Annotated in this window: 14 protein-coding genes; 5 read left to right on the forward strand and 9 right to left on the reverse strand. The window is 43.2% G+C overall.

The features are described from left to right. Window positions 1-157 precede the first annotated feature (157 nt). The 3 genes from FN961_RS20755 to FN961_RS20765 all read right to left on the reverse strand — a co-directional run bounded on the left by FN961_RS20755 (window position 158) and on the right by FN961_RS20765 (window position 6915). Window positions 158-3214 carry an AAA family ATPase gene (locus FN961_RS20755; protein WP_144042082.1) on the reverse strand — a complete coding sequence of 1019 codons (3057 nt, stop codon included), beginning with the start codon at window positions 3212-3214 and terminating at the stop codon, window positions 158-160. Next, window positions 3211-4356 carry an exonuclease SbcCD subunit D gene (locus FN961_RS20760; protein ID WP_144042083.1) on the reverse strand — a complete coding sequence of 382 codons (1146 nt, stop codon included), beginning with the start codon at window positions 4354-4356 and terminating at the stop codon, window positions 3211-3213. Before FN961_RS20760 ends, FN961_RS20755 begins: the two co-directional genes overlap by 4 nt. Before the next feature lie 609 nt (window positions 4357-4965). Then, window positions 4966-6915 (reverse strand): TonB-dependent receptor plug domain-containing protein, encoded by a 1950-nt coding sequence (locus tag FN961_RS20765; protein ID WP_144042084.1) that lies wholly within the window; start codon window positions 6913-6915, stop codon window positions 4966-4968. A gap of 720 nt (window positions 6916-7635) precedes the next feature. Here FN961_RS20765 and FN961_RS20770 point away from each other — a divergent pair. Then, window positions 7636-8898, forward strand: coding sequence for a valine--pyruvate transaminase (locus FN961_RS20770; protein ID WP_144042085.1), 1263 nt, complete (start codon window positions 7636-7638; stop codon window positions 8896-8898). A 1104-nt stretch (window positions 8899-10002) separates the two neighbouring features. Here FN961_RS20770 and FN961_RS20775 read toward each other — a convergent pair. From FN961_RS20775 to FN961_RS20790, 4 genes are all read right to left on the reverse strand, one after another. After that, window positions 10003-12504 carry an ABC transporter permease gene (locus tag FN961_RS20775; protein WP_144042086.1) on the reverse strand — a complete coding sequence of 834 codons (2502 nt, stop codon included), beginning with the start codon at window positions 12502-12504 and terminating at the stop codon, window positions 10003-10005. A 47-nt stretch (window positions 12505-12551) separates the two neighbouring features. Beyond that, window positions 12552-13337, reverse strand: coding sequence for an ABC transporter ATP-binding protein (locus FN961_RS20780; protein ID WP_144042087.1), 786 nt, complete (start codon window positions 13335-13337; stop codon window positions 12552-12554). A 19-nt stretch (window positions 13338-13356) separates the two neighbouring features. Continuing rightward, complete coding sequence (locus FN961_RS20785; protein ID WP_144042088.1) at window positions 13357-14613, reverse strand: efflux RND transporter periplasmic adaptor subunit; 1257 nt, start codon at window positions 14611-14613, stop codon at window positions 13357-13359. A gap of 72 nt (window positions 14614-14685) precedes the next feature. Continuing rightward, a complete protein-coding gene (locus tag FN961_RS20790) occupies window positions 14686-15636 on the reverse strand; it encodes an alpha/beta hydrolase (RefSeq protein ID WP_144042089.1) in 951 nt (316 codons plus the stop codon). Between the two features lie 210 nt (window positions 15637-15846). Between FN961_RS20790 and FN961_RS20795 the strand changes: the two genes are divergently transcribed. Together FN961_RS20795 and FN961_RS20800 are read left to right on the forward strand one after the other, a co-directional pair. Continuing rightward, window positions 15847-16542: a response regulator transcription factor gene (locus tag FN961_RS20795; protein ID WP_185972862.1), complete on the forward strand. Its 696-nt coding sequence runs from the start codon at window positions 15847-15849 to the stop codon at window positions 16540-16542. Next, window positions 16532-18394, forward strand: coding sequence for a sensor histidine kinase (locus tag FN961_RS20800; RefSeq protein WP_144042090.1), 1863 nt, complete (start codon window positions 16532-16534; stop codon window positions 18392-18394). The genes FN961_RS20795 and FN961_RS20800 overlap by 11 nt, the downstream gene beginning before the upstream one ends. A gap of 89 nt (window positions 18395-18483) precedes the next feature. Here the strand turns inward: FN961_RS20800 and rodA are convergent, their stop codons facing one another. Next, complete coding sequence (gene rodA, locus FN961_RS20805) at window positions 18484-19572, reverse strand: rod shape-determining protein RodA (protein WP_244950673.1); 1089 nt, start codon at window positions 19570-19572, stop codon at window positions 18484-18486. A 1532-nt stretch (window positions 19573-21104) separates the two neighbouring features. Here rodA and FN961_RS20810 point away from each other — a divergent pair. Continuing rightward, the gene (locus FN961_RS20810) at window positions 21105-21944 is read left to right on the forward strand and encodes a tetratricopeptide repeat protein (protein ID WP_144042091.1); all 840 of its coding nucleotides are present in this window, start codon (window positions 21105-21107) and stop codon (window positions 21942-21944) included. Between the two features lie 62 nt (window positions 21945-22006). Here FN961_RS20810 and FN961_RS20815 read toward each other — a convergent pair whose 3' ends face one another. After that, the gene (locus FN961_RS20815) at window positions 22007-22786 is read right to left on the reverse strand and encodes a TSUP family transporter (protein WP_144042092.1); all 780 of its coding nucleotides are present in this window, start codon (window positions 22784-22786) and stop codon (window positions 22007-22009) included. Window positions 22787-22918: 132 nt separating this feature from the next. Here FN961_RS20815 and FN961_RS20820 point away from each other — a divergent pair, with 132 nt between their 5' ends. Then, the gene (locus FN961_RS20820) at window positions 22919-23809 is read left to right on the forward strand and encodes a LysR substrate-binding domain-containing protein (RefSeq protein ID WP_144042093.1); all 891 of its coding nucleotides are present in this window, start codon (window positions 22919-22921) and stop codon (window positions 23807-23809) included. The last annotated feature ends 159 nt before the right edge of the window (window positions 23810-23968 follow it).

A 23968-nucleotide genomic window follows, 5' to 3' on the forward strand; every position in this document is an offset into this window, starting at 1 on the left:
ATGTTAATTCTTAAAATTATTCTAGCAGGACAATTTATACCAAAAAAATACCGATTTACAAACTGTTCTACTAAACAAAATGAATAATTATTTTTAATAAAGGGCCAAGCCCAGACTCGCGTCTGAGCTTTTAGCTTCCAATCAGTAAGATTAAACGCTATGGCAATACGATCACAGTCTTGCTGCCATTAGCGGTTTTAATAATATCGATACGTGTACCAATCTGCTCTTTCATCTCTGACACATGGGAGATAACCCCTATCATACGACCGGCAGACTGCAAATCCATTAAGGTGCGAATGGCTAAATCCAATGAGTCTTGATCTAAGCTGCCAAACCCTTCATCGATAAACAGCGTATCGAGCTTAATGCCGCCCGCGTAAGCCTGCACCACATCTGATAACCCTAAAGCCATCGACAATGCAGCCATAAAGCTCTCGCCACCACTTAAGGTGGCAACTGGACGCACCTTGGAGGTGTAAGCATCTTCAACTTCAAGCTCAAGCCCTGAAGCCTTATTGCCTTTAGATCGGTCTTCCTTGCGAATTAATCGGTAACGCCCTTTGCTCATCAACTGCAAACGATGACTCGCTTCGAGCAACACATCATCGAGTAACACACTAAGCACGAACCGCTGTAAACTGATCTTGTTACCTGTCTGGCCATTGGCCACATCCGCTAAGGTGCCGATAATCGCGTATTCATCCTCGAGCTTCTTTGCCTGAGCATCGGCATCCTTCAACTGTTTCTGTGTTTGAGTCAGTTGCGTCACTCGGGCATGTAAACCTTGCCATAGCTGTTCAGCTTCTCGTTGCTGCAACTGTGTAGATTTCAGTGTTGCTTCAATAACGGGTAGCTCAGGTTTAACTTGATGACTTAACTTATCACTCAGTTGCGACAAGGTCGCTTGATTCGCAGCACACTCTTGGGCGTACTTGGCGATATCATCCGCTAAGGATTTTGATTCATCATTGCTTAACAGAGATTGAATCAAAGCATCCTTGTCACTAAAACCTGAGGTTTCCAGCTTGGAAACTAAGGTTGATTGAGCATTTTCACGCTGAGCCTGTGCCTGCGTTAAGCTCAATTGTGCCGCTTGCAGAGATGCACCGCATGCAGCATCTTGTTCAACCGCATGGCTATGAGTCTGACGTACATTTTGGATCTGCTGAAGATAATCAGTAACGCGCCCTTGTATCTGCGTTATCGCTGCTGTCAGTATCTCTAAACTGCGATATTGCTCAGGAATGGACGCCAACGCTTGATCCAATTGACCTTGAAGCGAGGCTGTACGGGTTTGAATATCATGATAACGCTCACGCTCAGCCTCTAATTGAACTCGCAGATCCTGTTCTTTAACCTGCCAAGCCTGTAACTCTTGCCTCAGTTTTGCTAATTGTTGCGTCGCAGCATTCGCACCTTGTACTTGTTGCTTAAGCTGTTGCTGATGAGACTGCAGTGATTCAAAAGTTTGAAGTGCACAATCACCCAGCTTTTGTTGATATTCATCCCTGACTCTTGTTTGCTCCTGCAATTTAGTCATCAAACTTGAATACTCAGCTCTAGCCTGACTTAATGCTTCATTTGCCAGCTCTTCATTACGTTGGGCTGACTGTAGCTCATCCTCTGTCGGCAGTAATTGCTCACTTTGAGCCGGATTAGGATGCTCTTCACTGCCACATACAGGGCAAGGCTCACCGAGACTGAGTTGCTGTGCCAAACTTGCAGATTGACCGCGATGCCAAATGAGCTGTAATTGTCGATGACTGGTCTGGGACTCTTTAAAACCTTCACGTAACAGCTGACCTTTGTCTTTGGCATGGGCCAGTCCCAACGTCGTTTTTTCAACCTCGCCAATGGCAACTTGCCACTGCTGATAACGCTCAATGATGTCACTGTGGGTCGTCAAGGCCTGCTGCACATCCATCAACTCAGCTGCTTGCCTCTCTAATAGAGGCAACTGCTGCTCAGCAGCAAGTTTATCGGCTAATAATTTGTCAAGATTCCCCTTGGCCTGAACGCCACGCTCTTTTGCTTGATTGAGTCCAATGTTTGAGATCTGTACCTCTTTTTGTAATCTATCTAGCCCCTGAAGTTGAGGCTCTAACTGAGTGAGTGCTTGCTCCTCGCTTTGTGCCTGATGTAATACTTGATCCAATTCGCTAAGAGCCGCAAATTGAGTTTGGCAGAGCGCTAATTTCTCCTCAGCAGCCGTTTTAGCCGAGGTCATTTGCGTGACATTAACTTGAGCTTGTGTCGCTTCGGCCTCTCTGGCAAGCAGTTGATCATAAACCGGCTTTACCTGCTCCGCCTTTTGCGCGTTATCGAGCCGAACCTGAGATTGAACAACCCCCTCTTTTTGCGCGGCTAATGAAGCAGCAACCTGTTTGAGCTTACCTTCTTGTTCAAAATCGCTGATCAGCACTTTGGCAGATTCAAACTGTTTATTAATTTCAATCAATGCCGACGTCGCCAGCTCTTTGCTCTCAGAAGCACTGGCGAGCTTAGGCGATATCTCTGTCAACTCAGCAGTCAAGGCTTCATCAGAGCCTAATTCGACGCTTTGAAGTATGCCGTCACGTTTATTACGCCCATCACGCACTTCATTTCGGATAGCCGAGGCTTGCAGCTTTAACTTGTCTTCAATCTTGCGATAGATTTGTGTCTGAAACAGCTGGCTAAATATCTTCTCTCTGTCTTTAGAGTCTGCCATCAGCAATTCACGGAATTTGCCCTGAGGCAACACCATCACCTGACGAAATTGATCGGCATCAAGACCGGTTAACAGCTCTATTTCCGCCGTCGCCTCTGAAACCTTACTCGCCACCAGCAGATGCTCTGTGCCATCTTTGTCTATGCGGTACAGCTGAGCTTCCGGCTTTTGCACCGTAAAGCCTTCGCCACTTTTCTTGGCTCTATCCTGCTCCGGTACTCGACGAATGCGATACTGCATGTCACCTAAGCTGAAACTAAAGGTCACTTCGGTCAGTAGATTGTCATCAGCCACATCGCAGCGCATCTGACTGCCTTCACGTTCATCACCTGTGGTTTTGCCGTAAAGAGCAAAACAGATGGCATCGAGAATGGTGGTTTTACCCGCGCCAGTCGGACCATTGATTAAAAAAAGTGGGTTGGTGCCTAAAGCTGAAAAATCAACCTCTTGAGTTGAAGCAAACGGACCAAATGCCGACATATTCAGAATGAGCGGTCTCATGATGTACGCTCCACTCTATGTAACTCATCGATGGCATTGACCATCACCGCTTGCTGCTCTTCACTCATCGGCTCACCAGATACTTGAGAGAAGAAATCAGTAAACATGTCGAGTTCGCCCTTTTTAATATGGTCGCGACCGATAGCAAGCTGGCTATTATTGGCCATTAAACCGGTACGTTCCAGATGCAGTACATTAGGATAAACCGCTCTGAGTTTCCCCATGGGATCTAAAATTGCCTTCTTATCCAGTAACCTAACCATCAGGTAATCTTCACGCTGCAAGTCCGTTTTACCCGCCTCGAGTAGCGCATCGAGTTCACCTTCGATAATACGCACATCACGCATTGCGCTTAGAGGTAACAATTCAATACTCGCCACCCCTTCTGGCGTCAGTTCCACTAACGTGACGGACTTATTTTGATGTTGTTCACTAAATGAATATTTTAAAATGGAGCCCGAATAGCGTACATGCTCCTCGCCTTTATATTGTGGGCCATGAAGATGACCCAAAGCTGCGTAACTAAAGGGAGTAAACACGGTGGAGGAAATTTTATCTGCACCGCCAATACTCAAAGGACGCTCTGATTCTGACTCACTGCCACCATCAAGGAAACAGTGACTGATCACCACTTTAGGTAAACCTTGGCTGTCATGCTCACTAACCTGTTCAAGCAGTTGTACCATGGCTTGTTCATGGGTGTTCACCTCTGAGTCAAACACATGACGAACAGTCGCAGGATCGGCATAGGGCAAACCATAGAACATGGCATTACCTGATTTTCCTACTATTTCTATTGGCACTAGAGTGTTATTGAGTGGACCGATAATGTGCAGACCACTCTCTCTCATCTGCCTGGAGGCAAAACCTAAACGTTCATGACCATCATGGTTGCCCGCAATCATAATCACCGGGATTTTCAACTCATTGACTAAACGGTTCACCACTTCATCAAGTAACGCCACAGCATTGGCGGGGGGAACGGAGCGATCATAGATGTCACCAGCAATGATCACAGCATCGACATCATGGGTCACTGCCAGCTCAACAATTTGCGCCAACACATGACGCTGATCTTCAAGCAAACTCTGGTTATGAAGTTGACGGCCAATATGCCAATCCGAAGTATGGATAAATTTCATGCATTCTCGTTTAGAAATGAGTAAATACCCACCGAATCCTGTACTTCCAAGTAGATTGGGTATGTGGGTAATCTAGTTTTCTATAGTAAGAAAACTCAAGCTTTTTCACAAGAACAAAGGCGAAGCCAGATGAAAATATTGTCACTTATTGGATAACAAACTGGGGACTTGTCCGATAACAAGTTTCAAGTCTCTTTCTTATGGTTTCATTGGATGAAATTGGTGTTTATGTGGATTGTTGGTTGCCATGCCTTTATTGGTATTAATTGCTTGCAGCAGGCAGAACGTGCAGATATTTCTGAGGGCGCTGTAGCCACTTAACGAAAACACCCCTGTTTTCGATACCCTTAGCCACATCTCCACCTGGTTATCAATCTCTTCGATTGGTCCTTCTAATAGGAACCAAGATAAATAAAAAAAATGTAAAAGCTTTTGAACTTATCGCAGCAAAGCGCTCTAGCAGTGAGCTTGCGAACAAACTCGCAGGCACAAGGTGCCGTCCTACCCTCACATAAAACGACAACAAAAAAGCCCTTACTATCAAATAAGGGCTTAGGCGTTAAATCTTGAATAGCTGTTTTTATCTACTAGGCAGTTACTAACTATTCACTATAGTTGCCAGTTAATGCCTACAAATACTTGGCGACCGGCTTGTGGCATAAAGTCACTTTGATAATAAAGCTCATCAAACAAGTTAGTTGCTCTAACATAGAGCTCTAAATTGTCATGCAGTATTTGCTGGCTCACGCTGAAATCAACTAATGTGTAGTTGTTTAATTGAACCCCTTTGCCATTCACTTGATCGATGATGCGTTCCGCATTTAAACGTGTCGTTAGACCAAATGAGAAATCATAGCTCGCTTGTAAACGTAGGTTATGAGTAGGACGATATTGTAAACGTTCATTCGTTACACGATCTTCAGTATCGATATAACTATAAGCAAACGTTAATCCTAGGCTATCAAAATAACGATTAGTTAACTGTAAATCGACGCCCATAAAGCGATAGTCACCAATATTTTGCTCTTGGTTGTTGTCATCTTTAGCAATGTAATCATTAGCTTCAGTAATATAACTGCTGATGTCTAATTGGCTATCGAAAGGTAAAGTTTGCAGTAAACCAAGTTCAAACTGATTAGCGACTTCCGCTTTAAGGTTTATATTACCGCCATCAACCGCGTATAGATCACTGATCGATGGGTAACGTACTTTTCGTGCAAGACCGGTATGGATGCGGCTTGAGTCTGTGACTTGATAAAATGCTGATGCTTGTGCTGAAACATCTGTTTCACTATTAACATCACGATCATAATTATGCACAGCCGCACCTAAGCTGTAACCATATTTACCCTCGTCTTGATATTGATACTCTGCCGCACCAGTATAAACAACGATGCTTTCATCGATATCGCCGGATCCGCCTTGACCACCACCTGAGCCCGATCCGTCTCCCCCTGCTTTAACACTGCGAAGTTTATTTGTATGAGAGAACCAATCTTGTTTTTCCACAATGACAGACGTGGTCAACACAGCACCGTAATCAAATTCACTAATAAATTGAATGTTAGTGCCACTGACTGTCGAAGTGCTTTCGACAATACTATTTAAATTATTCATTTTATGGTTATAGAAATTCTCAACCATATCTGTTTGGTTATAGTAAACAAAACCACGAACGGCATACTGCTCATTTATTTCATGTGCTGCGCCAAGTTGCATACTTTGTTCATTATAATCTTCAACTCTTGATGGGGCTTTTTTACGATCAACTGTGGGTGATTTCCCCCACTCACCATCACGTTGGGTGTAGTTGGCCATCAGCTTAGTTGAATCATTAATAAAGTAACTACCTTGAGCATAATAGTTAGTTAGTTTTCTGTCCGAGTTAAAACGCACGTCACCGATTTGATTACGTGTATCTTCAAAATCATCTGACATGGGCGTGCCATCAGTTTCTTGATGCGTGACACTCATAATACCTTGCCAGTTTTCACCAGAACCCGCCGCACTTATATCTGCATTGAGGGTATTGTCTGCTGCAGATTCAACTTTACCTGACAGTGATGATAAGTCATCACCTTGTTTGGTAATAATGTTGATGACGCCAGCACTGCCGCCGGGACCATACAATACTGAACTAGGACCCACGGAGACTTCAACTTGTGCAATTTGATTCGTTGGAATAACACTTGGATCAAACTGACCATCTTCAGTGCTACTTGCAGGAACGCCGTTAATTAAAAAAGTAATGTGGCGAGTTTTTAAACCTCGAATATCAACACGTGGGGTTGAATCTCCACCGACTCGTACATATACGCCTGGTACATTTTCGATCACTTGATCGAATGTTTGTGCACCTGATGCGGCGATCTCTTCAGCATCAATCACCCACTTAGTGGTGGACATTTCACTTGCTTGAAGATGTTGGCCTTTAACAACAATCACTTCAGCAATATCAAAAATGCGATCGCGTTCGATGTCATCAGCTAAAGCTGGACAGGCCAATCCCATCGCAAGCGTTAGGCTACTTAAAGTGAAGATATTTCGGGTTGTAGACATTAATTTATTCTCGTTAGACTTGGTTAGACTGTTATTGTTATATCCATTTTCGAGGCGATTATTAACATCTCACCAATATCGGTCAAGCTCCCAATGCCACAATAGGGATCTAAACGACCTATTACTCCCTTAAGTTGCAGTAAGTCACAGACAATAAGTCCACTTTAAAAATTTGCGCATATTAGCCATACTGAATTAAAGTAAAACAATTAACATCAATACACGGTTAAGTATTGTTTAGATAAGATTACCATTCGACAAATCGAATTAAATAACTGATTAATAACACATTAAGCCTATGACAGTGATATTTAAATATAAACCTTCGACATTTTTATCATGATATTGAACGGATTATATTGTCACACCATATTGGCCAAGGTGAGACATTATGTCCTTCCGTATCAATGTGAGTAACAGACGTTTATCCAAAACTTTGATGCGCACCCGTTTCTTGCGCTGAATAACTGGAGGGCGTAAGAGATGAGATTGTCCGAGTTTGAAAAACTTATTAACGACAGATTTCCTTATCTATAGCAAAGTGTGTCAGTTACCTTCAGCATTTAAGTGAATGCGGTGGAACAATTATTTTTCTATTTATTGACATATCTTTAATAAAGACAAAAATATTCCCTAAAAAGAGAGAAAATGGGTGCGTTTCTCGCTAAATATTGATACTACAGGCACTCTTAGCAATTGTCGTTTTCAGGTACAGCTTTCATGCAGTTTTCAAAGTTTGGTGAAAAATTTAATCGTTACTCCGGTATTACCCGTTTAATGGATGATCTCAATGAGGGTCTTCGCACACCAGGGGCCATTATGCTAGGTGGGGGGAATCCCGCGGCAATTCCGGCAATGCAGGATTATTTTCACAAGGCGACTGCTGAAATGCTCGAAAATGGCGAATTGGTTTCAGCCTTGGGTAATTATGATGGACCACAAGGTAAAAATACCTTCTTAACAGCATTAGCGGATCTGTTACGTGACACTTATGGTTGGGATATCAGTGAGAAAAACATTAGCCTAACTAACGGCAGCCAGTGCGCCTTCTTCTACTTATTTAACTTGTTGGCAGGGAAACAATTAGATGGCAGCCACAAGAAAATCCTTCTACCACTGGCGCCTGAATACATAGGCTACAGTGATGCGGGTTTGGATGATGACATATTTGTTTCATATAGGCCTGATATCGAATTGTTGGATAACCGCATGTTTAAATACCATGTGGATTTTGAACAACTGGAGGTCGATGATTCAATCGCGGCTATCTGTGTGTCTAGACCCACCAACCCTACTGGGAACGTGCTGACCGATACAGAGATCTTCAAGCTTGATAAATTAGCTCGATCCAAAGGGATCCCCCTTATCATTGATAATGCCTACGGCACTCCCTTCCCTAATATTATCTTTGAAGAAGTCACTCCATTTTGGAACAGTAACACCATACTGTGCATGAGTTTGTCTAAACTCGGGCTTCCTGGCGTACGCTGTGGCATTGTGATTGCCAATGAAGAAGTCACTCAAGCACTGACTAATTTGAACGGAATTATCAGTCTCGCTCCCGGTGGATTTGGCCCAGCAATAGCCAAGCATATGATCGATTCTGGCGATTTACTGCGCTTGAGCGAGTCTGTCATTAAACCTTTCTACCTCGAACGTGCTGAGTTTGCAGTGAGCTTACTGCAAGAGTCTATCAGCGATGACCGCTTTAAAATTCACAAACCTGAAGGTGCCATCTTCCTCTGGCTTTGGTTTGATGAGCTCCCTATCTCAACGATGGAATTGTATGAACGATTAAAAGCAAGAGGGGTATTGATCGTTCCAGGAGATTATTTCTTCTTTGGTCAGAAAGAGCAATCTGAGGAAAAATGGCAACATGCTCACCAATGTCTGCGCATGAACTATGTGCAAGATGAAACCAAGATGCGTGATGGTATCGCAATTATCGCAGATGAAGTGATTAAGGCTTACGCTGAGACCTAATCAGCTTACTTGTCGGATAACAAGTTACTGAAGTCTCTTTTGAGTTGGGTTCATTAGACTAACTTTATATTTGAGTATTTTCTGGTAAAGCGCTACTTCATTGTTATCAATTGCCTACAGCAGGCAGAAGTGCAAACACTTCTGTGACACACTGCAAGTACATCCATGTAAGTTCGGCCGTGACATCTGACCGCCATGGATGGTGGAAATGCCATAAAATGTATGGAACATTTTAGGCCCAGTCACGGACGGTCACAGCCGTATTTACACCTGTTATGATTTCGAGAAAGTTCTCTCTTCGATTAGAGTTTAAATGGGTTAGCCAAACGTATTTTTGGACAAAAACGTGCTGACTTGCATGATCGCAAATTTTAAATACCTTTTCCGGAATTGATTTCATTGGGCTGGATTGGTACTTGGGCAATTGAACTAATATCATACCTAAATTGGTGTTTATTGCTTGCAGCAGGCTGATGTGCAGATACTTCTGAGGGACGCTGCAAATACAATCCCTGTAAGCTCGACGGTGGCATCCATGCCACCAACGCCCTCACCCGCATCTACACCTGATTATTTATCTCTTCGATTTTACTTAAAGTGATGTGATCACATTTAGGTTCTTCGAGTAGCTAACTCATTTTTGGACAAAAACTGGTTAGAACGTTAGCTCTAATTGACCTAATGTTGATTATAAAAAGTATCTTAATTTATCCAAAAATCCTTCTTTGAGCCGAACAATCTGCCCTATTCTGATAAATTTTACTCAGACCCTAATTACACTGCAACAAATACAGAGTGACATCGCCATTAGCACTGAATTCGCTCCAGTCCACCAGCCTTAAACCTTGCTAAATAATTTTCCTTCTAACTGACGCCGTGCTATCGCAGACTTCTTCTATGAAAAGTCTGCTTGAGGATAATCACTTTTAAAGAAAGTAATGAGATCATCTTTTGATACCACATTTAACCCCGATTAAAACTGGTCATTGTGAACGTCCTATGAGCTAGCATGATAGAGGCTCCACTAAACAATAATAAGTGCAACATAGACTGGGCATAAATTTGAACTTAGATAAGCAAAACTATATCGCCACCTTAATGACTTTAAAGTTGCCGTAGCCCTTCACTAGGCTCCTGCTTAATAATTTTATTGCTTGGGATATAAGTGGCGATTAAGACCATAGCTATGATGAATATAGGTATGCCCACAAGCCCAATCATATAGCTACTACTCGCTATCACCATAGATTCAGTGAGCTGACTCACCAGACAAAGCGACAGTGATATCCCCAGAGTTAGACCCACAATCAGCTGTATACCTGCTTGCCCCAAGAACAGCTTTATGACTTGGCTATTACTAGCACCCAGTGCACGCCGAGTTGCAATTTCCTGACTTCGCAGAGCAATACTATTAGCAGCAACGGCATAAATACCACTGGCAGCGAGCACTAAGGCTACCAGACCACACCATAAAAAGATGTTGTTAACGGCGTTGACCAATAACATGGGTTGCGCAATCAAATTGTCATAGCTCTGCAGATGATAGATAGTGACGTCTGCGTCCATGCTTTTGATGGCTTGTATGAGTGCAGTTTCAGCCTGAGACTGAGTACCTGAATAGTGAATGACAATATTGACGCCCCAACGATGCCTATCCATCATGCCATAACCGGTATGCTGAGCACTGGTCGATGCCATGGTTGAGCCATGCACACTGTCAGACACAATACCGATGATGCTTCGCCACTCTGTTTGAAAGCCTTCACCATCAATAGTGCGGACGCGCTGACCAATGGCATCGCCATTGGGGAATAGGTCTCTGGCCATGGCGGCATTGATAATAACAGGGGACTCAGTGTTCGCGAGGTCGCCGCCTAAGTCACTGAGAGTAAAATCGCGGCCTTCTATTATTTTCATCCCAACGGTACGCCAGGCATCACGACTGACAACTTCAAAATTCCACATTGGGTTTTCGTTAAATACAGCTGCTGCTTTGCCCTGAATTTCAAAATGAGAACTGCCGCCTCCCGTGCCGGGCAAACTGCTGAAATAGGCCAGACTATGAATATTGGGTCGCTGCTGTAATTCATCTTTTAAGCGATAGTAAAAATCATTGCGCTTTTTTCTGGCCTCAGGCGCGCCGTCATTCCAAGGGTAACTCCCCCAGGACAATCTTACCGCGGCGGTAATTCTGTTGTCTGTATCGACCCCATAATCGGCTTTTTGTGCCGAATAGCTGCTACAGAGCAGCATAGTGGCAACCACTAATACCACACAGGATAAGGTGATCTCTGTTACAACCAGTGCTTTATTGGCTCGCCCTGCCTTTTGTCCCAAAGCGCCACGGGTACCGTCTCTCAAAACAGCGTTAAAGTCTGCCGACAGTGCGCGCCAGGCAGGGAGCAAACCGGTTAGCAACACCATAAAGAGCAAGGCGATCAGTAGCACGATCATCGCGTCTGCGGCTAAACTCAGTTGCCACCAAAAAGGTCGCTCTCCATTGACAGCAAAAATCTGATCAAATGCGCTATTGGTTGCATCAACGCTCCAACTGGCGAGAAAAAATGCCACGAAGCCGCCCAGACAACAGATAAAGATACTTTCCCATAGCATTTGCAGCACCAAGCGCTTTCTCGGGATCCCCAAGGCGATACGTATCGCGACCTCTTTTATGCGTTCATTGACACGGGCCAAGAGTAAATTTCCCAGGTTAATACAGGTCAACAGTAAAATAAGCAGTACGACAATGAACATGGCAACAAAAACGGAATAATGATGATTTACCGCTTCATTGGTGAGCTTATAAGGAAAGGCTCTTATGTATCCCCCTGGGGACGCCGCACGCCAGGAAAACTCTTGCGTTAGCGCTTGAAAATGTCGATGTAATATACCCCGCGCCTCCTGCTGAAACTGCACCAAGGAGACGTCCGGTTTTAAACGTCCAAACGCCCTTCGCTCATTGTCGTTTGAGGCTTGGGTAGCGTTAACTCTGTCTGCGGGAAAAGGCAGCCAGATTTGGGCAATGGCGGGAAAGGCAAATCCTTCTGGCATGACTCCGATGACACGTTTAGACATAGCCTCGACCTGTACCATCGTGCCGATAATATCGTAGTTGCCCGAAAATAGGCTTTGCCAGATGTCGTGGCTGAGTACAATGACAGGTTCTGCGCCGCTATCAGAATCTTGTGGGTTAAAACCTCGCCCTAATATCGGCTGCACGCCGGCCACTTCAAAAAAATCCCATTCACCATAAGTGAGGTGAACTTTTCTTGAGCCAACCTCCAGGCTTACGCCGCTTATTGTTCTGACAATAGAAAGGTACAGACTCATCCCTTGTAGCAGCTCTGACTCTGCTTTTATCTGATTTAAATGGTAGGGATCTGCACCTTGTCCTCTGCCATGGGCATCATTAAATTCACCTTCAATGGCAATGAGCGGGGTATCACTGTTGAGGGTCAGCGGTGTAAAGATCAACTGGCTGAGTAACGAGTAGGTATACAGGGTCAACCCCAAACCGATGGCGACAATCAGTACCGAGGTCAGTGTAAATACGGGCTTTTTCAGTAACAGCCTGGCAGCGTATGTAATATCAATCCCTAAAGACATAGGTTTTCCTTTACCTTAGTTATATCGCAATAGTTATGCGGCAATCGCTATACAGCGACGGCAGACGTTTCAATGAGGGTTGAATTGATGGTGGCGTTATCCGAGGTCGGCTTATCAGCGATCAGTTGCCCATCAAAGACTTTGATTATTCGCTGGCTGCGAGCAGCAGAAGCAAGATCATGTGTCACCATGCAGATGGTGGCACCATCGTGATGTAATTCATCAAGCAGTGTCATTACCGCCTCGGCATTGTTAGAGTCGAGATTCCCTGTTGGCTCATCGGCAAGGATAATGGCGGGTTTGCCAGCTATCGCACGCGCAACGGCAACCCGCTGCTGTTGTCCACCGGAGAGCTGTGAGGGATAGTGGCCAGCACGATGAGTCAAATCGACTTTTTCAAGTGATGCAAGCACCATTTGCTGACGCTGGCGGTGACTGAGATCTGTTCTATAGGTCAACGGCAGCGCAATATTTTCTGCCACCGTTAAGTCACTGATCAAATTAAATGATTGGAAGATAAACCCAATCTCTTTATTCCTTATCCTGGCCCTTTCATCCTTATCAATACTGGCAGTATGGTGTCCAGCCAGTTGATACTGCCCACTTGATGGCGTATCGAGCAAACCGAGCAAAGAAAGTAGCGTGGATTTACCACAGCCCGACGGCCCGGTAATCGCCAGGTATTCTCCGGCAACAATGCTTAGATTGATATTGTTGAGGGCTTTGGTTTCGACTTCGTCGGTAACAAATACCTTGTTAAGGTCTTTTAGCTCCACTAATACCGCGGGTTTTTCCAGGTTCGTGACGGCTCTATTTTTGCTGCTAGTTTCCATTCAATGCTCCTTGGCGATGTTAATTGGTGATCCGAATTTGTGGATGTGTTTCCCAGCTCGAACTGTCTGACACTATGATACTATCGCCTTCCTTCAGGCCCTGTTCAATTTGGATATATTGACTGGACATATGGCCAAATTTCACTGGGAGTTTATTGGCATAGCTGCCTTCATGATCGATAAGGTAAATGCTTGCTTGATTGAAGCCATTGACGAACATAGGGCGCTTAACAAATAAGGTGTCACCTATTGTGGCAATTTCAATGACACCATCGACGGTGAGTTCAGGACGCACTTCTTTAGGGAGCGAGCCAAGCAGCTGGACATCAACTTGCACTGAGCTGTTAATCACGGCGGGGTCAATGCGTTGCACTACCCCAGCGATTTTACTGCTGCGGGTATCTAAGGTGACCTTTTGGCCAATGATCACGTCCTTAATTTGTTTCTCGGGGATCCTAAGTTCGGCAATATAGCGATCGCTTCTCGCCAGCATCGCTAAGTTAGTGCCTGCGCTGACTTGTTGACCTAATTCCATGGGCATCTCCTGCACGATGCTGTCCATGGTTGCTCTGACGTTCAAGCTGTCTACTTGCTGCTCAATTCGCTGCACGCTTTTGCGCATAATGTTGAGTCTGGCTTCACTGGCGTCAACTTGTGCGTGTAAGTTTTGCCGTCTTTTATCTAATCGTTGTTGTTGAAGTTGCCACCGCTGCCTAAATTGCATCACATCAATTTTGACCTCTTCATAGGCGATTTTTGAAATGACGTCTATATCTTGTGCTAGCAGCTTACTCAGTGCATCTAAGGTTAATTGAGCTTTGTCGAGATTGAGTTTTTCATTGATCACCGCGATTTCCTGATCTAAAAGATCAGACTCTAAGGAGACTTTCTGCGCCTGTGTTTGTGCTGCTAATGCCTTAAGTTCCCACTGAGATTCAGTTAACGCTTGTTGCAATTGTGGATTGCTTAGCGCCAGCAGTAAGTCGCCTTTTTTAACGATAGCACCAGCTTTTCTCAGCACACGCTCGATTCGACCTGGAACATTAGTGGCTATCCAGCGGATATCTTCCGGTGCCAATACACCCGTGCCACGCACTGAAATATTCAAATCTCCTCGCTGCACAGTACCGATTAAAAAGCTGTCTCTACTTGCCAGAAATGAGGCACGACTTGTGTTAAACAAGAAAAATAAACCCAATGTAACAACCACTAAGATAGCTATTAACTGAGTTGTTCTGGTTAACTTAGGTTTCTTATTTGGTCGAACGATATCCATAATCTACTCGATTCATCTTTTAGGTAGGTGTTTTCAGCTTGGTAAAAATGGTGATGTCTTTGCTGATCGTGGCTAATCTAGAACCCTTGCGGCAGAACCAGTACTCGCCAAGCTCGGCGCAACCTGATTGCTGGCACAATTAGCCTTCATGCGAACACCTTGGCCTGTGAACATTAACGGCATACTCGGGCTTAGTGTTTTGATAAAGTCATCCACATAACTGGTATAACAAGAGTTTTTACCTAGTTGAGAGTTTATCTCTCCATGGGATAAGTCTACGGCGAGCACTTGTGCGTAGGCGCCAAGGCGTTGCGCTTTTTGAGTGAAATGTGTTGCCTGCTCACAGGCGGTATCACTGCGCAGTGAGCAGATGGCTAAAAATGGCGGTATTTTATTATCCAATGCATAGAAGGGAGAGGCTGCTTGCCAATAATCCGGGTTGTCACCAAACTTTTCTAAGTAAAATGCAGACGGTGTCGAGGCGGTGAGAATTTTGACGATGTTATAGCCTGAGATATCAAGCGATATTGTGCCTAACCAGGGGGTTATTCCATTGGCGACGGCCGTCGTGTACTGCGAGGACAGTAGCGACACTAAATGGGCGCCTGAGGAGTGTCCCATGAGGATAAATTTATCTGCTGCCCCTCCCCACTGGCTAATGTTTCGCTGGGCAAAAAGTAACGCCGCTTCGATATCTTTGGCTTGTTCTATCGGCCTGATTTTGGGCAGGGTTCGGTAATTGGTAGAAATAAAAATGAAGCCTCGTTTCACCCAATGAGCCACCTTATTTTCAAACTCCGCTTTACTGGCCTTATCGCCGCCACTCCACGCGCCGCCATGGATCATGAATATCACAGGCGCATTTTTTGCCCTTGTGGGCATATAAACATCTAACGTCTGATCGGTATCCTGACCATATTGAACATCAGCCACCCGCTTGATGTCGGCAGGAGCGGCAATGGCGTCTGTGGAGAGGAGGAGCAGAATCAGTAATATGAGTGTTTTTATGTCGTTAGCCATCATCAGTATCCCTATAGTGAGTTGCGCTTAGCGCTTGTGACTAATATAGAAATATGTGTGGTGCTAAAACAGACAGGTAATGTAAACATTCAACGGGCAAGTTTTTACAAAAGTTTGCATTTTTATTTACAAATATCCTGTATTTTACACAGTAAGGGGATAGCCTCAGGATCTGTCTCCATGACAGCAGCACATTATCAATAAGGGAAAAGCGTGAGTATCAAACCTAAACTGCTCATCGTAGAAGATGAACCTGCTATTTTAAGGGGTCTTACGGATCTATTTATATTCCACGGGTATGAGGTTGACAGTGAAACTGACGGTCAGCTGGGCTTGTCGCGGGCATTGGCTGGGCAATATGCCTGTATTATCCTGGATGTCATGTTGCCTTCTATAAATGGGTTTGAGATCTGTAATACGCTGAGGCAATACTCTCTTACTCAGCCCATTATGATGTTGACGGCCAAGAATGCAGAAGAAGATATTATTAACGGCCTGACCTTAGGGGCTGATGACTATGTTGCCAAACCCTTTTCAACCTCTGAGCTGGTATTGCGCGTCAATGCGTTGGTCAGGCGCTCAGGCAGGACGGGCGCCGATAACACCCTCGTATTGAGCCCGCAAGTGTCAATTTGTACGCGCACCTTAATGGGCACCTCTTACCACAAGAGTATGAAATATACTCGCCGGGAAGTGGAAATATTGGCCTATCTTCAGCGTGAGCAGAAGCCCATTTCTCGAAATGAGTTACTCAGGGAAGTGTGGGGCTATAAAGAAGCCAAGGATATCGATACCCGTACCGTTGATATACATATGGCAAAAATTCGAAAAAAAATAGAGATAAATCCTAAATTACCCACACACTTAGTCACGCATCGCGGTGAGGGCTATCAGCTTTATGTGGTCTAAGATGCTATTTTCAGATAAACCTATTGTTAACTATGCCCAGCGTTTGCGCCGATTACGCCATGTTGCCAGCGGATTTTTAATGATATTATTAGTCCCCTTTGGGGCGCTAATGTACCTAGGGTATCAGCAGCTGGAAAAAAATAACCTCAACCAGTACCAAGTTGAAGCAAGCAGCCTGATTGAGATCACCAATCGGATTTTATTTAAAAGAAGGATGCTGACGAACACGCTACCGGTGGAGGCATTTGACTACTATCAGCAGGTTTTTAATCCGATCACCAGGCAGTCGCAGCGAGTGCTTTCCCCCCTATCTCAATTAGAGACTGCCCAGCCAATCAGTTGGCTAGCCATCAAGGGGCTAATTGGCTACTTTCAGTATGACAGTGAAGGTCAATTTAACAGTCCAGTCTGGCCCAATCCCTTATCGGCTGATGAGCGAGCCAGCGCTGATAAAGACCGAGCTAACCAGCAGGCGCCTACTCCAGAGCTAAAGCCAGACCTGAGTCAAAAGCCAGATACTGAATTAATCATGCGCAAAAGTGCGGCACTGAACATCTATCAGATCGTGTCCCAATCTAACGAAATACAAACAATGCTCCGCCAAGGACTTAAAGTAGACAAACAGCTGTTTAATGTGACGTTTGATGTGGCTGATTATCTTATTTTCTATCGTGTTGTATCCGTAGCACAGCAAAACCGTATCCAGGGGTACGTGGTCGATCGCCGACCTCACCTATCTCAACTGTTCACTGAATTACTGCAACAAAGTCGCTTTGCTAGCCCGACATTACTGACGTTAGAAGAGGTCAATTATACGCACCAAATAGCATACTTTTTCTATGAAAACTCAGCTGACGGTCAGGTACAGGTCAGCCAGCCACTGCAGTTAGACAGACAGCTTCAACAACAAGCTATTTACAGCAGCAGGCTGCGCTGGCCTTATAGTGGTTATTCAGTCTCGCTTTCTACCAGCACCTTACCGATGACATCAGTGATGATGTATAGCAGCGTTTTTATTATGCTATTAATGATAACGATATTGGCCGCTTGTTATGGCTTTTATCGCTTAGGGGTGAAACAACTGGCATTAGCCGAACAAAGGCTTAATTTTGTTTCCTCGGTGAGTCATGAACTAAAGACCCCGCTGACGTCAATTCGCATGTATGCAGAAATGCTCAAAGAGGGAACGGTCATATCAACCGCTCATCAGCAAGACTATTACCAATTTATCTACGGTGAGAGTGAGCGACTGACGCGCTTAATCAATAACATTTTGCAGCTATCGGCCCTGAATAATCAGCAGCAAAATGTTCAACCAGAATATACTCAACTGACCATTTTACAAGATATTATCCGCTCAAAAACCTCGACAATCATTGATAAGAATAGCTTTGTACAAAACATGATCATGGAGATAGCGGATCCCGAGAAAGTGTTGTTGCTGGTTGAGCAAGATGCTTTTGCTCAGGTGATCATCAATATTACCGATAATACGGTTAAATTTTTTGACCAGCAGAAAATTAATGATGCCAGTAGACAAAAAATTGATTTTACCTTTCGCTATCACCCCAAGAATAAGCAGATGGTGCAACTTGAAATACGCGATTATGGTGAAGGAATAACCGTAGAGCAACAAAGTAAGATTTTTGAGTTATTTTACCGTGGCGGCAATGAACTAACCCGAACGACCCAAGGTACAGGCATAGGCTTAGCCTTAGTCAATGAACTGGTAATGGCACAACAAGGGGAAGTGAAGGTTGAGAGAAAAGCGCCGGGACTGGCTATGCTACTTTCATTTCAAGCTAAATTAAGGCTTACGCCAATGGCTAACTTGCTCCATAACAAGTGTTAAGTATCCTATCAAGTTGGTAGCACTCTATCTGCCTTGGTATTCAGTTAGCTTAACGAATACCAAGGAAGAAATTGATCATAAAATTATTGCTAAGATTTAAAAGGTTTTTGTAAACAAAGAGACATAATGATGCCGAAACAAATTCCTTGAGTGATCATGGCTGTTCCACCATAACTAAAGAAAGGTAATGGACTGCCCATTACAGGCAGTAGTCCCGTTACCATTCCCATATTAATAAATGCATATAAGAAGAAACTTAGCGCAAAAGTCGCACTGACTAAACGATTAAATGGCGTTTTACACTGGTAGGCTAGCCAAATGACTCTCCCTGTAATAAACAAATAAAGACCAAGTAAGAGTACACATCCGATAAATCCCCACTGCTCTGCATAGGTCGAGAAAATAAAGTCGGTGTGACTTTCCGGAATGAAACCTAGTTGCCCCTGTGTCGCATTAGTCCAACCTTTTCCATGCATTCCTCCAGAACCAATTGCGATCAAGGATTGAATTATTTGATAACCAGCGCCAAGAGGATCGGACTCAGGATCAAGAAACTGTGTAACACGCTTTTTTTGATAGGCCTCCATAACAAAAAACCACAAAATCGGAACAGTGAGCGCCACTCCACCAATAAACGACCCAATAATTCTCCAGCTCATTCCTGCAAAATACAAAACAAATAGAGCATAGATAACAGCAAATATTGCACCATCTAGATCAGGCTGAATAAATATCAATCCTGCAGGAACTGAAGTAACCAGTAAACAGATGATGATTTTTTTAACATTTGGACGTCCAGCTTCAGCAACTAAAATCCACGCAACCATCAAGGGGATAGCGACTTTTACTAACTCAGAGGGTTGGAAGCGAATCGGACCAATAACCAACCAGCGTTGAGACCCGTTAGTACTATCTCCAGCAAAAATGACACCTAGCAGCAGAGTTACCGCTAAAGCATATAGATATGGGGTTGCTCGTTGATAACTTAGAGGTGAGACAACAGACATGACAACAATTGATCCAATTGCTATAGAGGCTCGTACAAGATGTCGCTCCAATATCGATTCACTGTAGCCACTGGCGCTCCATACAGTTAGTGAACCCAGTAGTATTAACAATGAAATAGCAAGCAATAAGGGGTAGTCTATTCGAGGTGTGTATTTAAACATATCTATCATTATTCATCATGAAACTGATGAACATCAAACTCGTGATCGTAAAGCGGGATAGTATAAACGGTTTTTTTATTTTTAAAATCAGCTTGTTTAATGCTTTCTACTTTAAATTCAGCTTGCATCGCTGTTAGTTCACAAACATACCTCATATGTATAACTTTAAGTGTGCTTCTCCATAAAATTCAAAGGGAAAACGGTGTAATTTAAATTATTTATCCATTTGTTATAATTAAGATCCAGCCAAAACCGTAGCCTTAGATAGAAGCCATAACAAAATCCTATAGAAACTAGCGCTTGAAGACATAAGCTGCAGTGATACGGCTCTGAAAGTTGGCACCATTACTTCTTATCGACGATATCAGACTGTTGGATAACCGTATGTTTCACTATCATGTGGTTTTGAACAACTGGTTGCCGATGACTCAATGGTTGCTATCTTTTTCTCCCTCCTACAAGAAAAGTAATAATCAAATAGTAAGCTTAAAACTCAATAAAATTACTCAGTCCAAAGAGTACACCTTACCATCGATAATGTTTATAGCGCTCTCTTCCCTAATATGACTTTTAAAGCAAGCATTCCATTTTGAAACAGTAACACCACCGTGCGTTAGCTTCTCTAGACTAAGACTTCCAGACGTGCGCTTCGGCGTTGTAATATCCAACAAAGAGGTTACTCAACCGCTGACCAACTTGTACGGGATTATCAGCACTCCTCTTGGAGAGGGATCCTTCAAAATTTATAAATGATATCCACTTTAAAATTCACAAACCAAAGCCATCTTCCTCAGGCTTTGGTTTGATGAGATTCCTAACTCGACGATGGAATTGTACGAACAATTAAAAGCAAGAGATTTATTGATCGTTTCAGGAGATTATTTCCTCTTTGGTTAGAAAGACCAATCTGAGGGAAAGTGGTAACATGCTCACCAATGCCTACGCATTAACTATGTTCAAGATGAAACCAAAATATGTGATGCTACTGCCGTAATCACGGAGGAAGTCATTAAGGCTTACAGTTTATTTTCCATATAGATAGCGTTAAATATCTATTAAATTTAGAGAAATAGTATGACTTGGTACTTAAGCTTATTAGCTAGGAACCTTCACCACTCTGATATTGATTACTGAGCTATATACACGTAATCCCTCAGGACATTCAAGCTCCTCCTACACCGTCGGTTTCAATTTAAAATGCTTAACCTAATGAAACACGTTGAAAATCAACTTGCAAGTCAGCTTAAACACATAACTAAATACAAATCACTTTTTCCTGCATCAATCTACAGTTTATAGATATGTTCCACCTTAATAATCCGCACGCTAAAAAGTCCATGCCTCAATGAAAGTGTTGCTCCTAACTGTTTACTCAGTCTGCCAAAATACTACTCTAGAGTATAAATTGAGACAATCATATATCCAAAGCACCCTCTTAATTAGTTAATACGCAACTACTACCAATAACTGTTTGTAACAACGTTAGATACATGTTAAAAAAGCTTAGGGATGCAATTAAATTTACATAAAAGGACTTTTACATGAAAAAACTCATCTGCTCTGCCGTATTATTGAATTTATCTCTATTCTCACCACAAATCTTAGCATCGAATAATCTTGAGGCCTGCGATACAGCCCAATGTAAAGAGTATTTTAAAGCTTATAAAATTCTTACTAAGAGGGGACATTCTGAAGCAATGGCAACCTTAGGAGAACTTTATTATACTGGCTACGGAACAAAAAAGGACAACAAACAAGCACTAAAGTGGTTCAGACGGGCAGCAAAATTCGGGATAGTTACGGCACAATATAAAGCTGGAGTTATGTATTTACAAGACACGGAATATAAAGACATAGATAAAGGAATAAATTATCTAGAAAAAGCTTCAAAATTTGATTTTCCTCCCGCTAGTTTGGTTTTAGGAAAAGCATATCTAAGTGATGAATTTGGATTGAAGAATGATAAAAAAGCTGATCACTTGCTAAGTAGCGCATATGAGCAAGATAATTACCAAGCAAAAACATTCGCTCGCAAATTGTTTGCATCAAGCAAGAAAAACACTTTTCAATTAACAAAACTGTATTCATTGATAGAGAACGATTTAAGCACTTCGAAATTCAAAGTTGGGGACCTCAACAGCCCAAAAGGAGAAATGGAAGTTATTACCGTTTCAGCTCCTGAATATCAAGCCTATTTTGACGCTGAAATAGCGCGCCTGAATAATTTAAGGCCTGACACTGAAAGTGGTACAGGTTCTAATATTGCTGGAAACAGCTGCGCAAGGCTTTGGGGATGCAGCACTGAAGGAGACAGTAGTAGAATAAGAGATACATTACTTTCAGATTGGGGGAAAGAAGCTGTACAATTTAGATTAGAGTAAAACTATTATGTGGAATGTACACATAATAGTGTAATCAGCCTACAATCGAATGCTGATTACACTTAAACCCACGCAAATAAATCATATTGAGTTGAAAGTAACTTAACACTCATGATCAACGACATCGTCACCACTAGCGGCTTGATAATTTTGGTGCCTTTAGTCAATACCATGCGTGAACCCAATGTTGCCCCTATTGCTTGCCCCACTAACATGATCCCACCCAAAAGCCAGAAGACCTTGCCACCGATAGCAAAAAAGATGAGCGAAGCGATGTTAGTGGAAAAGTTCAATACCTTTGCATGGGCCGTTGCCTTGGCTAAACCGTAACCTGCTAATGACACAAAAGCTAAGGCAAAAAAGCTGCCTGTACCGGGACCAAAAAAACCGTCGTAAAGTCCAACAGCAAGGGCTGCTGTCAGTGCAAACAAACCAGGCGTAAGCACTTGGTGCCTGTCATCTTCACTTATCTTTTTGGAAAACAAAAAATAGCCACCAATACCCAACATTAGAAATGGCAGTAATACCTCCAAAAAGGCAGTATCAACCTGTTGTACTGCGATGGTACCTATGGCTGAGCCGATAAATGCACAAAGTATGGCCAATTTCATATCGTTGAGCTTCACCATGCCTTTACGCACAAAATAGAGACTAGCAAAAAAACTGCCACCGCAGGATTGAAGCTTATTAGTCGCCAGCGCAACTGTCGGAGGTAAGCCAGCCCACATCAATGCAGGAATCGTCAACAGTCCACCGCCGCCGGCAATTGAATCGATAAAACCAGCAATGACCGCGACGGTAAACAATATGGCGATAAGTTCATAGCTCAGCTCTATGCCCATAAAAAGTATGTCTCTAAATAAGTATTGATAATTCGGCTATTAGACGTGATTTGCAGAATAATCGCAAAGGAGTTATCGTCTTTGTAATGTGAAAAAAACTCACACTAAGCCACTATGATTTGGAAATAATAAATGCACACTGAGTTTCCCCCTTTAAATGCACTACTGGCTTTTGAATCGGCCTCAAGACATTTAAGTTTTTCTCATGCTGCAGATGAGCTTTTTGTTACTCATGGCGCTGTGAGCAAACAGATAAAAGGACTAGAGACATATTTAGGCGTGGCTCTTTTCCTTCGTCAACACCGCAAACTTGTACTCACCGATGATGCCAAACGTTACTTACCGCAGATACAGGCAGCACTGAAAACAATCAAGACTGCGACAGATGAGATAAAGTCACATCAGATGCAATCACAAACCTTAGCGATAAATGTCTTGCCTAGTCTAACCATAAACTGGCTTATTCCCCGTATGGAGGAGTTTAAACAACGTTACCCTCACTTGTACGTGGATCTTTCAATCGGAGATTTTACGGTTAATTTTGAACAAGAGCGTTGTGATATTGCCATTAGAAGTGCAACTCAACCTCCTAAAGATGTTAGTTTCATTAAGTTAATGGATGAAGACCTCTGTCTGGTCAGTGCACCACAGCTGCTTAAAGAACTTAATTGTTTAGACGACATTAACAAAATGACGTTACTAAAACACACTACACGTCCAGAACTCTGGCCTTACTGGGCAGAGAAAGTTGGCCTACATTTAACCACGGAAAAAAAGTTCGGCATGGAGCATTTCTATATGCTGAGTCAGGCAGCGGCAAGTGGAATGGGGCTTGCGTTAATTCCACGCTTTTTTATTGAACAACAACTTGCTGACGGCAGTCTCGTTATCCCCTTTGATGCAGGCTTTACCAGCCCCTATACTTATTATGTCATCACACCAAAATCAAAAAATATGCCATTGAAAGCTCAAGTCTTTATCGATTGGTTGTTGGAAATATTTGCTCCATATCGTAGCGCTTAACTAATGTCATTCAATAAAAAAGGAGGCACAAATAAGCCCTAATGCCGATCATTTAGTGATAAATCGATCGGTTGACTGATCTTCTAGATGCTTCAGAATCCGAGTCCTACCTCTAGGTCTCGGATTTTTTTATGCAAGTATCTCAAGCTTTTGACATTA

It is taken from the genome of Shewanella hanedai (assembly GCF_007197645.1).
GTDB lineage: Bacteria > Pseudomonadota > Gammaproteobacteria > Enterobacterales > Shewanellaceae > Shewanella > Shewanella hanedai.